General features: G+C 59.4%; 10 protein-coding genes. 4 read left to right on the plus strand and 6 right to left on the minus strand.

What is annotated here, in order from left to right:
• The first annotated feature begins 3 nt into the window (after positions 1–3).
• A complete protein-coding gene (locus HMPREF1287_RS03905; protein ID WP_023017316.1) occupies positions 4–828 on the plus strand; it encodes a PhzF family phenazine biosynthesis protein in 825 nt (274 codons plus the stop codon).
• 1 nt (position 829) lies between these two features.
• On the plus strand, positions 830–2,185 hold the full coding sequence (locus HMPREF1287_RS03910; RefSeq protein WP_005278734.1) for a YdiU family protein: 1,356 nt from the start codon (positions 830–832) through the stop codon (positions 2,183–2,185).
• A gap of 90 nt (positions 2,186–2,275) precedes the next feature.
• Here HMPREF1287_RS03910 and mqo read toward each other — a convergent pair whose 3' ends face one another.
• Complete coding sequence (gene mqo, locus HMPREF1287_RS03915) at positions 2,276–3,772, minus strand: malate dehydrogenase (quinone) (RefSeq protein ID WP_005278731.1); 1,497 nt, start codon at positions 3,770–3,772, stop codon at positions 2,276–2,278.
• 285 nt (positions 3,773–4,057) lie between these two features.
• Here mqo and HMPREF1287_RS03920 point away from each other — a divergent pair, with 285 nt between their 5' ends.
• Together HMPREF1287_RS03920 and mtr are read left to right on the plus strand one after the other, a co-directional pair.
• Positions 4,058–5,104, plus strand: a complete 1,047-nt coding sequence (locus tag HMPREF1287_RS03920) for an alpha/beta hydrolase (RefSeq protein ID WP_023017315.1) — start codon at positions 4,058–4,060, stop codon at positions 5,102–5,104.
• A gap of 35 nt (positions 5,105–5,139) precedes the next feature.
• A complete protein-coding gene (gene mtr, locus HMPREF1287_RS03925; RefSeq protein WP_005278725.1) occupies positions 5,140–6,540 on the plus strand; it encodes a mycothione reductase in 1,401 nt (466 codons plus the stop codon).
• 120 nt (positions 6,541–6,660) lie between these two features.
• Here the strand turns inward: mtr and map are convergent, their stop codons facing one another.
• The 5 genes from map to dxr all read right to left on the minus strand — a co-directional run bounded on the left by map (position 6,661) and on the right by dxr (position 13,263).
• Positions 6,661–7,530: a type I methionyl aminopeptidase gene (map, locus tag HMPREF1287_RS03930; RefSeq protein WP_005283598.1), complete on the minus strand. Its 870-nt coding sequence runs from the start codon at positions 7,528–7,530 to the stop codon at positions 6,661–6,663.
• A gap of 65 nt (positions 7,531–7,595) precedes the next feature.
• Positions 7,596–9,446 carry a penicillin-binding transpeptidase domain-containing protein gene (locus HMPREF1287_RS03935; RefSeq protein WP_034654258.1) on the minus strand — a complete coding sequence of 617 codons (1,851 nt, stop codon included), beginning with the start codon at positions 9,444–9,446 and terminating at the stop codon, positions 7,596–7,598.
• Positions 9,447–9,539: 93 nt separating this feature from the next.
• Positions 9,540–10,703 (minus strand): flavodoxin-dependent (E)-4-hydroxy-3-methylbut-2-enyl-diphosphate synthase, encoded by a 1,164-nt coding sequence (gene ispG / locus HMPREF1287_RS03940; RefSeq protein WP_023017313.1) that lies wholly within the window; start codon positions 10,701–10,703, stop codon positions 9,540–9,542.
• A gap of 177 nt (positions 10,704–10,880) precedes the next feature.
• Positions 10,881–12,089 (minus strand): RIP metalloprotease, encoded by a 1,209-nt coding sequence (locus HMPREF1287_RS03945; RefSeq protein ID WP_005278712.1) that lies wholly within the window; start codon positions 12,087–12,089, stop codon positions 10,881–10,883.
• 13 nt (positions 12,090–12,102) lie between these two features.
• Positions 12,103–13,263: a 1-deoxy-D-xylulose-5-phosphate reductoisomerase gene (dxr, locus tag HMPREF1287_RS03950; protein ID WP_005278709.1), complete on the minus strand. Its 1,161-nt coding sequence runs from the start codon at positions 13,261–13,263 to the stop codon at positions 12,103–12,105.
• Positions 13,264–13,290: the final 27 nt, after the last annotated feature.

A 13,290-nucleotide genomic window follows, 5' to 3' on the forward strand; every position in this document is an offset into this window, starting at 1 on the left:
GGCATGCACCTCCAGTTCTTTGAAGTCGATGTCTTTGCCACCTCGGCGTTTTCCGGTAACCCGCTCGCCGTCGTGGCCCATGCCGATGGGCTCTCGAGACAGCAGATGCAGGCCATCGCGCACTGGACCAACTTTTCTGAAACCACGTTCTTGCTCCAGCCCACCGATCCCGCGGCGGACTATCGCGTGCGCATTTTTACCCCGCACGAGGAATTCGACTTCGCCGGCCACCCCACTTTGGGCAGCGCCGCCGTCTGGCGGGCGCTCGGCAATGAACCGCAGAAGGAGGGCACCATAGTGCAGGAATGCGGGGTGGGGTTGGTCTCCGTGCGCGAGAACGCAGGTATTTATTCTTTTGCCACCCCTCCGCTGCGCGCGGGCGGGCCATTAAGCAGTGCCGAACTGGCAGAGGCCTGCGCGGGATTGAATATCGCAGAAGAAGATGTCATCGATTCCGCTTGGGTGGACAATGGGCCTGGTTGGCGGCTTATACAGCTGCGCGATGCCGCGGCCGTGCGCGCGGTTCAGCCCGCCGCCACTCGCCCCAAGGTGGGCGTGGTGGGCATGCTGGATACCACCGCGGGTAGGGATTCCGCTGCCTATGAAGTGCGCGCATTTACCGCAGAATTCGAGGATCCTGTCACCGGTTCCTTCAACGGCGGTGCCGCGCAATTCATGCGCTCGCGAGGCCTCGTCCCCGCCCGCTACACCGCCTGCCAGGGCAGCCAACTGGGAAGAGACGGCGAGGTCTTTATTCACGATGACGGCACCGATATTTGGGTCGGCGGCCGCGTCCACATCCGCGTGCAAGGACAATTGGAGGTCTAAAATGCACCTACACCACGACTATGCAAAGCACCTGCCGGACTTAGTGTCGGCAACGCACGGCGAAGAGCAGCCGGATCCACAGCTCGTGGTCCTCAATGAGGAGCTAGCAGTGCAGCTGGGCCTGGATACTGACTGGCTGCGCTCCGCAGAGGGCCTGGATTTCCTCTTGGGCCGCGACGGCGGGCATGCCATGGCCTATTCCGGCTTCCAATTCGGTTCCTTCAACCCACAGATGGGCGATGGCCGGGCCATGCTCTTGGGCGAGGTGGAAAAAGACGGAAAACTGTGGGATCTCCACGCCAAGGGCACGGGGCTTACCCCCTATTCCCGCCTGGGTGCTGATGGCCGCGGCACCCTTTCATCCATGCTGCGCGAATACTTGGTTTCTGAGGCCATGCATGCCCTCGGCGTGCCCACCACGCGCTCCCTCGCCGTGATTTCCACCGGCCGGCCCATCCAGCGCGGCCACGTGCAGCCGGCGGGTGTCCTGGTCCGCGTGGCGGCCAGCCACATCCGGGTCGGTACTTTTCACTATGCCGCGCAGTCCGGGCACCTCCAGGCTCTCGCGGACTACGCCATCGCGCGCCACTATCCTGGGGCAGACTACCGGGAGTTCTTCCAGGGCGTTATGGACCGCCAGATAGCCACCGTGTCTTCATGGATGCGCTTGGGCTTTATCCACGGGGTGATGAATACGGATAACACCACCATCTCCGGCGAAACCATTGATTATGGCCCGTGCGCCTTTATGGAGTCATACTCTCCCGATACGGTATTTTCCAGCATTGACCAGCAGGGACGCTATGCCTTTGGCAATCAACCAGCCATCCTGGGCTGGAACCTCGCCCGGCTCACGGAATCGCTCGTGCCGCTTTTCGATGCCGATATCAATGCCGGGGTCGACTTCGCGCAAGAGACCATCAATGGGTTCCAGGAGAAATTCGCCACCCAGCGCCGCAGCGATATAGCCGCGGCCCTCGATACCACCACCGAGGTCGCCTCGGCCTACCTTACTGCGATGCAGCTATCCCGGCCGGATATCACGTTGGCGCACCGCGCGCTTGCCGATGCCGCCCGCGGCCACACCCTTCCTGCCCAAGAGCTCTTCCCAGATTCAGACTTCCTAGATAGCTACCTAGCCACTCACCCCGCCCCGGCTGCCGTGGATGCTGCCATGCCCCGGGTCATTCCCCGCAACATGGCCGTCGAAGCCGCGCTGCGCGCCGCCGAGGCCGGCGATATTAAGCCCTTTACTGAGCTGCTCCACGCCGTGACCCACCCGTGGCAGCCGCATCCGTCCTACGAACAACCCGACCCGAATGGGCTTGCAGGTTTTCTCACCTACTGCGGTACCTAATTTTCGGGGTTGGGCAGCACAAAGCCCTCCGCGCGGTGTGTTCTGCACGGAGGGGCTGTGGCCGAGGACTTAGCCCCAAGCCGAAGGCGTTTAGCGCTCCAGCTTCAGCGTCTTCTGGGTGTATTCCCACATCTCGTTGTAGAAGTCCTCATCATTGGCCAGCTTCATGCCGTAGGACGGGACCATCTCGCGAATCTTATCGCTCCAGTCAATCATGCGCTCGCCAAAGCAACGCTCCAGCAGCTCCAGCATGACGGCTGGGGCGATGGAAGCACCCGGGGAAGCGCCGAGCAGGCCGGCAATATTGCCTTCCTGGTTATTGACCAATGCGGTTCCGAACTCGAGGGAGCCAAAGCGCGGTGCACCAGCAGGCTTGATGACCTGTACGCGCTGGCCGGCAATCACGGTCTCCCAGTCGCTTTCCTTCGCATTCGGGACGTATTCGCGGAGGGAATCAACGCGGTCAGAGAAGTCCTTGCGCACCTCATCAATGAGGTACTTGGTCAGGCCGAATTCCTGTACCGCAACACCCAGGTAGGAGGTGATATTATCCGGGCGGATGGACTTGAAGAGATCCAGGTAGGAACCCTTCTTCAAGAACTTCGGGCTCCAGCCGCCGTACGGGCCAAACAGCAGGCCCTTCTCGCCGTCGATAACGCGGGTATCCAGGTGCGGCACGGACATCGGAGGAGCACCGACTGCTGCCTTACCGTAAACCTTGGCCTGGTGCTGCTCAATGAGCTCCGGGTTCTTGGCACGCAACCAGAGACCGGAAATGGGGAATCCGGCGTAGCCTGCCACTTCTTTCACCTTTGCCTTGCGGAGCAAGTCTAGGGCGTAGCCGCCGGCACCGACGAAGACGAACTTCGCCTTCACCACGGTGATATCGCCGGTGTGCTTATTTTTGGAATAGACCTTCCAGTCATTTCCGTCGCGGTCGATATCGAAGACCTCGTGGCCGTAACGGATCTCCGTACCAGATGCGCGCGCAGCGGTCAGGAATTGCTTGGCCAGGGCGCCGAAGTTCACGTCGGTGCCGACTTCGGTCCAAGAGATAGCGACCTTATTGGAAAAGTCGCGGCCGTCCGCCATGAGCGGCAGCTTCTCCGCAAAGGTGGATTCATCATCAGAGAACTGCATGCCGGGGAACATGTGCTTTTCACTCAACACCTCGTAGCGGCGCTTCAGGTAGTCCGCCTGGATTTCACCTTGAGCGAAGGACACGTGTGGGACTGGGTTGATGAACTCGCTAGGTTCAGTCAGGATGCCGTTGTTGAGCTGGTGGGACCAGAATTGGCGCGACTTCTGGAACTTCTCGTTGGTGGCAATCGCCTTAGAGATATCGATGCGGCCGTTCTTCTCTGGCGTGTAGTTGAGCTCACACAGAGCAGAGTGACCGGTACCGGCGTTATTCCACGGAGAGGAGGATTCCAGGGCGGGGCCATCAAGGCGCTCAAAGATCATCTGGGTCCAGCTCGGCTCCAACTCGCGGAGCATAGCGCCCAGGGTGGCGCTCATGATGCCGGCACCGACCAGTGCGACATCGACCTCATCTACAACTTGTGCTGTCTTCTTTGCTGAGGACACTGTGTTATAACCTCTTCGAATTGAAAATTTATATACATCGGCGCATTCTGCACCATATATTTTAAGCGCTTTGCGCCCCACACCGCGACTGTTGTGCACAGCCAACCTGCCGATGTGTCACGCATTAACGCCTTACCTTACGCTTTTCTTTTCTCGATTGGTTTTTCTCCCCCACCCTGGTCACCACAATATGGGGCGACCTGTTATACACTTCACATTTCACTGAAATAATGGCAGGTCACGCAGCTACCGTAGCGACGACCAACTGTTGACTAGACTCGTGTCATGGCTACAGCAACTCCGTCATGGGGGCCCGATATCCTCGGCCCCGATTTTCAATCAGCCACCCTCAACCTCGGCCCCGATCCTGATGGCGAGGGCGACGTTGTCACCACCCTCGTCCGCTATGCACCAGGCTCGGCTGCAGGCTCCACGGATTCGGGCCCCGCCGATTCTTCTTCACCTTCTGCCACTTCCCGCCCGGCCTTGGTATGGCTGCACGGGATGACTGACTACTTCTTCCACACGCACGTCGCACAGCACTTCGCGGCACAAGGCTATGACTTTTACGCGGTCGATCTCCGCAAATGCGGCCGCTCGCACCGCCCGGGCCAAGCCTGGCACTACGTTTCGGACTTGTCCTTATATAACGCGGATCTTTCCGCAGCCCTCGATGCCATTACAAACGACGAAGTAATCGTTATCGCCCACTCCACCGGTGGCCTGATTGCGCCGCTGTGGATGGACTTTCTACGCCGCCATGACGCGGAGCGCTTCTCCCGCCTGAAAGGCCTCATCCTCAATAGCCCCTGGCTGGACATGATGGGCGTTCCCGGCTGGGCCGTATCAGCGCTGAAGCCGGCGATATATTCCACCGCCAAGATCGCACCCAAGATCGCCTTGCCTGGCGGCAACCTCACCGCCTATGGCGAATCGGTGCACAGTGACTTCTACGGCGAGTGGGACTACAACCTCAGCCTGAAACCATTAGCCGGGCATAAGAAATATATAGGCTGGCTGGCCGCCGTCTTCCACGGTTTCGACGCCATTCACAGCGGCCGCATTAATGCCGGGGTCCCCGTATTGACGCTGCAATCTACCCGCTCGCTATTGGGAACGCCCTACTGCGATGCGGTCAATCATGCCGATTGCATCATCGATGTCGCACAGACCCGACGGTGGGCAAAAGAGCTCAATGCGCACTACACGCTGCGTTCCATCGAAGGTGCGCGCCACGATGTCTTTTTATCCCTCTCCGGCCCCCTAGCGGAGGCGTTCGCAGCGTGCGATGCCTGGCTTCCCACCATCGTGGAAGCGCCCACACCAGCATAAATACCCGAATTGGACACATGGATTAAGGTATTGATATGACCACAATTGATACAGCAAATACTCCGGCCGCTGAGGAACACTACGACCTCATCATCATCGGCACCGGTTCCGGCAACTCCATTGCCAACCGCGATTTTCACGATAAGAAAATTGCCATTATTGAAAAGGGCCGCTTCGGTGGCACCTGCCTGAATGTTGGCTGCATCCCCACCAAGATGTACGTCTACGCAGCCGATGTCGCCCTCGCCGCCCGCGAAGGCGAGCGCCTTGGCATTGATGCCCAGGTCAACGACGTGGAGTGGAACTCCATTGTGGAGCGCGTCTTCCACAACCGCATTGACCAGATCGCCCAAAGCGGCGAGGACTACCGTCGCGGCGACAAGACCCCGAATATCACCGTCTACGACGAGCACGCTCGCTTCGTCGGTCCTAAGAGCATCCAGACCGGCGACCACGTCATCAGCGCCGATCAGATCGTTGTTGCTACTGGCTCCCGCCCGGTAATCCCTGAGGTCTACGCCAATTCCGGTGTGAAGTACTACACCAACGAAGACATCATGCGGATGGATCGCCAACCAGAAAGCCTGATCATCGTCGGCGGCGGCTATATCGCTATGGAATTTGCCCACGTCTTCGATGGCCTCGGCACCAAGGTCACCGTGGTCAACCGCAGCGAGACCCTGCTGCGCCACCTCGATTCCGATATCTCCTCGCGCTTCAACGAAATTGCCCGCGAGCGTTTCGATGTGCGAATTGCTAACGGCACCAAGCTGGAAGAAACCGACAAGGGCGTAAAGCTGGAGCTCGATAATGGCGAGAGCCTCGAAGCAGACGCCATCCTGGTAGCCACCGGCCGCAAGCCAAATGGCGATCTCATGGATGTGGACAAGGCCGGCATCAAGCTGCTGGACAATGGCCGCATTTCCACCGATGCGCATGGCCTCACGGATGCAGAAGGCGTCTGGGCGCTTGGCGATGTCTCTTCGCCCTACATGCTCAAGCACGTCGCCAACGCCGAAGCCCGCACCATCCAGCACAACCTGCTCCACCCGGAGGATCTGCAGGAGCTTCCGCACGACAACGTTCCTGCCGCCATCTTCACCCACCCGCAGATCGCCTCTGTGGGCTTGAAGGAAGAAGAAGCGCGGGAGCAGGGCTTCGATATCACCGTGAAGATTCAAAACTTCGGCGACGTGGCCTACGGCTGGGCCATGGAAGATACCACCGGTATTTGCAAGCTGATTGCGGACCGCAAGACGGGCCAGCTCTTGGGCGCCCACCTAATGGGCCCGCAGGCCTCCACCCTGATCCAGCAGCTGATTACGGTGATGGCCTACGAGATCGACCTGCGCGACTTTGCCCGCAAGCAGTACTGGATCCACCCAGCCCTGCCAGAGGTCGTAGAAAACGCCCTCTTGGGCCTCGAATGGGACTAAGGCACATATCTAAGGCTCCATAACAAAAGCCGCCTCCCCGGGCCACGCGCTAAGATTCGTGCGCAGTGGTTAAGGAGGCGGCTTTCGCCGTTCCTAGGCCTTGAAGAAGGGCCCTAGCGATTAATCCTCATCTGGGATGGTCAGGATTTCATTGCCATCATCGGTGATGACCAAGGTGTGCTCGAACTGGGCGGTGAACTTGCCATCACGGTTCTGCACGGTCCAGTCATCGTCCCAAATATCGTAATCCAGCGAACCCAGGTTAATCATCGGCTCTACCGTCAAGGTCATGCCCGGTTCCAAGATATCGCGGTACGTGGTGGAATCGTGGTGCAAGACCACCAACCCATTGTGGAAGGTGGGTCCTACGCCGTGGCCGGTGAAATCGCGCACGACGTTATAACCAAAGCGCTTGGCATATGACTCGATAACGCGGCCGATAACGTTGATCTCGCGGCCAGGCTTTGCGGCCTTAATGCCGCGCATCGTGGCTTCTTTGGTGCGCTCTACTAAAAGGCGGTGCTCCTCTGATACGTCACCTGCCAAGAAGGTGGCGTTATTATCGCCGTGCACGCCGTTTTTATAAGCGGTGACATCGATATTGACGATGTCACCTTCTTCAATCACGGTGGTATCCGGAATGCCGTGGCAGACAATTTCATTCAGCGAAACGCAGCTGCCTTTGGGAAATCCCCGGTATCCCAAGGTAGATGGGTACGCACCGTGGTCACACATATACTCGTGCGCCACGCGGTCGACCTCATCCGTCGTCACGCCAGGCTTTACGGCCTTGCCGGCTTCCTTCAGCGCGTTGGCCGCGATCTTGCAGGCCTCCCGCATCTTCTCAATCACTTCGGGGGACTGCACAAAAGGCTCACCGATGGCCTCTTGTACCTCGTCTTTCCACACATATTCCGGGCGCTCGATATCTTCTGGCACCGGCCGGATGGGGGTTGGTTTACCTGGCTTCAATTTTCCACGAGTACTCATAATTGCCCATGGTAGTCCTCATTCCGGCTCACGCAGTATCGGGGTGGCCAGTCAGTGTCCGCTGCTTAATCGACCTTGGGGGCCGGGCCATCATTGGGGCGCGAGCGGTAATCATCCAGCTTCCGCAGGAAGTTATCGGTAATAGCTACCGAGGATTCGGAGCCGCCGCCCAATACGATGAGCGTGGCAAAGGCGATATCGTCTTCTTCCCGGTAGCCGGTAAACCACGCGTGCGAGCCTTCATTGATCTCGGCCTCACCGGTCTTGCCGTAAATCGTTCCGCCAGCCTGCATCCCGCGGGCGGTACCGCTGGTGACCACCTGGCGCATCATGCCGCGCACGTTATTCAGCACGTGGTCTGGAATCGGCCTCGACTTATCCGAGGCCTTGGTCTCGCGGCCCTCAATAAGGGTGGGCGTTGGGGTCTTTCCCGCTGCCACAGAGGCCGAAACCATAGCCATGCCGAACGGGCTGGCAAGGTCGTAGCCCTGGCCGTAGCCGGCCTCGGTGCGCTCCAAAACTTCCTTGCCCTCCGGAATCGAGCCGGTCGTGGTGGTCAGCCCGGGGATTTCATAATCCACCCCGAAGCCAAACTTCTTGCCGGTTTCCTTCAACTCACCGGGTGCCAGCTTGGTGGAAATATCCGCGAAGGTGGTGTTGCACGATTGGGCGAAGGCCTGGCTTAGCGGCACATTGCCGAGCGAAAACGCGTTGTAGTTGGTCACCACGCGGCCATAAATATCCATCGTGCCAGGGCACGGAACGATGGTATCCGTGGTCAGGTTTTGTTTTTCTACACCCGCAGCGGCGGTAAGGATCTTAAAAACCGAGCCGGGTGGGTATTGGCCTTGCAAGGCGACGTCGCCGTCCTCGTCCGCCTTTTCGGTCTGCGCTACGGCCAGGATATCACCGTTGGAAGGCCGGATGGCAACCAGCATGGCCTGGGCGTCCGAGCGCTGATTCACCGCTTCTTGGGCCGCGCGTTGGACGTCATAATCCAAGCCAACCTTGATGGAGGGGGCGGCCTCGGGCGCATGCTTTTCGACATCGGAAAGCGCCGCACCATTCTCATTGACGACGGCGATGGACCAGCCGGTCTCGCCGTCGAGCTCGTCATTGACGGCCGAGCGCACGCGCGATAAGAGATCGGGCGCAAGACCACGGTCCCGGGTCACCAGCGCGGGCTCTTCATTAATACGGACGCCGTCCATCCCCTCCAGCTTGGCGCGGATGACGGACTCCTGCTCTTCTGTATAAAGCCCCACCGAATAGGCAGACTCTGCCTTCTCCAACTTTTCGGCGAGCCCCTTGGCGTCTACCTCCGCGATCGAGTCGTCCTCGCGGTGCGCCGCAGCCAGGGCGCTGCTGACCTTGGAGGCCGTGGGGCGGACATCGGAAAGCGAGCTCGTATCCACGATGACGCGGTAATTCAGCCCGGGGCTCATCAGCTCCACCCCGTTGGAGGAAACGACGCTGGCGCGCGTGGCTTCCAAGGCGCGCAGCTCCAAATGCTGGTGCGCGCCCAGGTCCGGGTGAATAATGCTGGGCTTCCACCGCACCGTCCACTCGTCTTCGGCCTTGGTCAAGGTCATCTGCGTGGTATAGCTCAAGCTGCGATCCTTGGGCAAATCCCAGGTGACTTTATAATCCGCCGTGGCCACGGTTTCGTCCTGTTTTACCCCCTCGAGCTCAATATCGAGGCCCTCTGCCTGCAAGCCCGAGTACGTAGCATCGAGGGCTTGCGTGGCGTCATCGGGGGAATCCGTAAGCTCCGCCAAGCCCTCGTTATTTCGGCTCTCCATGCCTTCAATGAACTCTTCTGCCACCGGCTCGGCGGAGACGGGCTTTGGGGTGCAAGCAACCACACTAGTTGCGCTAAGCGAGACCGTAGCAACCAGTGCGAATAACTTCTTCATGCCTTGGCACATTAGCAGCGCACGCAGCAAAAAGGACTGCCCCACACCGAGGTGCAGGGCAGTCTATTAATAATTTGCGTAGAGGCGCGCAGCTTACTGCGTCACGCGGACATCGGCCTTAGCGCCGTCCACAGCTTCGAGGCCTTCCTCATCCGCAATGCGCATTGCCTCTTCAATGAGGGTTTCCACGATCTTGTCCTCCGGCACGGTGCGCACCACTTCGCCCTTGACGAAGATCTGACCCTTGCCGTTACCGGATGCCACGCCCAAGTCTGCGTCGCGGGCCTCGCCCGGTCCGTTAACGACGCAGCCCATGACGGCAACGCGGATGGGAAATTCCATGCCCTCGAGGCCTGCGGTAACTTCTTCCGCCAGCTTGTACACGTCCACCTGCGCGCGGCCACACGACGGGCAGGAGACGATTTCCAGCTTGCGCGGGCGCAAGTTGAAGGACTGCAGAATCTGGTCTCCCACCTTGACCTCTTCTTCCGGCGGGGCGGAGAGCGAAACGCGAATCGTATCGCCGATGCCTTCTGCCAAAAGGGCGCCAAAGGCGACGGAGGACTTAATGGTGCCCATGAACTTCGGGCCGGCTTCCGTCACGCCCAAGTGCAGCGGGTAATCAGTCTGCGCGGCCAGCTGGCGGTAGGCCTCCACCATCAGCACGGGGTCAGAGTGCTTGACGGAAATGGCGATATCGCCAAAGCCGTGCTCCTCAAACAGGCTAGCTTCCCACATAGCGGACTCAACGAGTGCCTCTGGGGTGGCCTTGCCGTACTTTTCCAGCAAGCGCTTATCCAGCGAACCGCCGTTAACGCCGATGCGGATGGGGATCCCCGCATCACCCGCGGCCTTGGCTACTTCCTTAACGCGCCCATCGAACTCACGGATATTGCCTGGGTTGACGCGAATCGCCGCGCATCCAGCATCGATGGCTTGAAAGATGTACTTGGGCTGGAAGTGGATATCCGCGATGACCGGGATCGGGGACTTCTTGGCGATGGTCGGCAGAGCCTCCGCATCCACCGGCTTAGGGCAGGCCACGCGCACGATATCGCAGCCAGAGGCAGTAAGCTGTGCGATTTGCTGCAGGGTGCCGTTGATGTCATGGGTCTTGGTATTGGTCATCGACTGCACCGAAATTGGGTAGTCAGAACCAACGCCCACCGGGCCTACGTGCAATTGCCGCGTCTTCCGGCGCGGGTGCAATACTGGCGGAGGCCCGTCAGGAATTCCTAGACCGATAGGACTAGACATGAATGCTCCTTATTTCTAGCTCGTGGCTCGTTGCTAAACGTTATTGCACAATAAGTGTTGAACGTCCCCACTCTAGCACTAGATGGTTAAGCGCTAAAGTTCCCGCTCGCGCTGCAAATGTGCACTATACGTTGAGCTCTCCACCCACTCCCCGCGGCGGGCACGGGAAGGGCAAACCTAGCCAAATAGCCTGATCGGGTTAACCACATCCGCGATGATGATAACGACGCCAAGCCCCATGAGCAGGGCCGCCATCACATAGGTGATGGGCATTAGCCTGGTGTAATCTGCAGGACCCAGCGGCTGCTTGCCCATCAGCTTGCGGATGCCATCGCGGATCTTCTCGTACAAGATGACCGCGATATGGCCGCCGTCAAAGGGCGGCAGCGGAATGAGGTTAAACAGGGCGAGGAAGAAGTTCAGCGTCGCCAGCATCATGAAGAACGATGCCCACAGGGAGCGCTCCACGAGTTCGCCACCAACCCGCGATGCACCGACGACAGACATCGGCCCATTGACATCCCGCTCGTGGCCAAAGATGGAGGCCACCACTCCCGGTACCTTAGCGGGGAATTGTTTGATTCCTTCCACCGTGGCCTCGAGCGAATACGTGGTGAAATGCCACGTTGCAGGCAACGCTTCCGTTGCTGAATGCTTCTCGACGATGTCGAGGACCTCATTGCTCAGCCCGATCGAACCGGCATCGACCAATTCGCCCTGTTGATTCAGGCGCTTGACCGTTTCTAGTTCGATGGAGAAGTCTTTTTCCTCACCGCCGCGCTCTACGGTAAGCGTCACGGTCTCGCCAGGGCGCTGCATGACCTCATCGCGCAATTGCGTAAAGGAATCTAGGTGCTCGCCATCGAGCGCGAGAATGATATCGCCCTCCTGGACACCGGCCTTACCAGCGGGCCCGTTCCCGGTGCACGATTCCAGCTCCTGGTTTTCTTTTTGGTCAGCGGTGCAGGTTACCTCCCCCACCCGCGGGCGCACATCGGCATCTGGGTTGGGAAGTCCCGCAGTCATCGCCACAAAATACAAGATGACAAAGCCGAGGATCAGGTTGACGCCAATACCGCCTACAAGGACGATGATGCGCTGCCACCATGGCTTTTTATACATCGCATAGGGCTTTTCTTCCTCCGTGAGGAATTCATCCTGCGCGGTCATCCCGGCGATATCGCAAAATCCACCCACCGGGAACGCGGCAAGGCCGTATTCGGTATGCCCCTTGCGGAAGGAGAAAACGCGCGGGCCAAAGCCAATGAAATACCGGCGCACCCGCATGCCAAAGGCGCGGGCAGTAAACATATGCCCCGCCTCATGGAGTGCCACGGTCAGCCCGATGCCAAGGGCGAAAAACACTATGCCCAGCAAATTTGCCATTAAAGAAAGCTTTCTAGTCAGCTAAACGGTCAATGCGCGCATTCGCGCGCCTGCGAGCCTCGCCTTCTACGGCGAGGATTTCATCGAGGGTAGAGACTACACCAGCAAACTGGGAAGACTCCCCGAGGATCTCGCCTACAACATCAACAATCTCTGGGAAGTGGATGCGACCAGACAAGAAGGCCGCCGCGGCCTCTTCATTGGCAGCGTTATAAATCACGCCAGTGCCCTGCGCCGCGGCCTCGCGGGCGAGGGATACGGCGGGAAAAGAGACATCATCAAGCGGCTCAAAATTCCACGTATGCGCTTGGGAAAAATCAAGTGCCGGCTGCGCGCCTGGCACACGCTGGGGCCAATTCAGCGCCAGGGAGATGGGCAGCTTCATCGACGGCGGCGAGGCCTGGGCGATGGTGCAGCCATCTTTAAAGGTGGCCATCGAGTGAATGACCGACTGCGGGTGAACCGTGACATCGATGCGCTCTGGCTCAATATCAAAAAGCAGCGTCGCCTCAATGAGCTCGAGCCCCTTATTGATCAAGGTGGCGGAATTCAGCGTATTCATCTGCCCCATGGACCACGTGGGGTGCTGCGCGGCTTGCTGCGGGGTAACGTCCCACATCTGCTCACGCGTTTGGCCGCGGAAGGGACCGCCCGAGGCCGTGAGAACGAGCTTGGCCAGCTCGCCCTCTTCGCCCGCGCGCAGGCATTGCGCCATCGCAGAGTGCTCCGAATCCACGGGGATGATCTGGCCTGTCCGCGCGGATTTCGTGACCAGCGTGCCGCCAGCAACCAAGGACTCCTTATTCGCTAGCGCAAGGTACTCGCCCATGTCCAGCGTGGCTAAAGTGGCCTTAAGCCCGAGGGATCCCACTAGGGCATTGAGCACGGTATCGGCGGGAACCGAGCGCACCAGCTCTTCTGCAGCACCATCACCAGAAAGTACCGTGCCGCCTAAAGCCGCAGAAACCTCCGCAGCCGCGGCAGGCTGGGCAACGGCAATGTGGTCAAACGAAAGGTGGAAGCTTCGGGCCTGCTCAATGATCTGCTGCGGGTTAGAGCCGCCCGCGGCAATGCCCACGACCTCGAATTTATCGGGGTTATCCGCAATTACTTCTAATGCTTGCGTGCCAATAGAGCCGGTGGAGCCAAGGATAAGGATTCGCTGAGTAGTCACCCCTCTACCCTAGCGGTCATTTACCGC

This window comes from Corynebacterium sp. KPL1986 (assembly GCF_000477975.1).
Taxonomy (GTDB): domain Bacteria; phylum Actinomycetota; class Actinomycetes; order Mycobacteriales; family Mycobacteriaceae; genus Corynebacterium; species Corynebacterium accolens.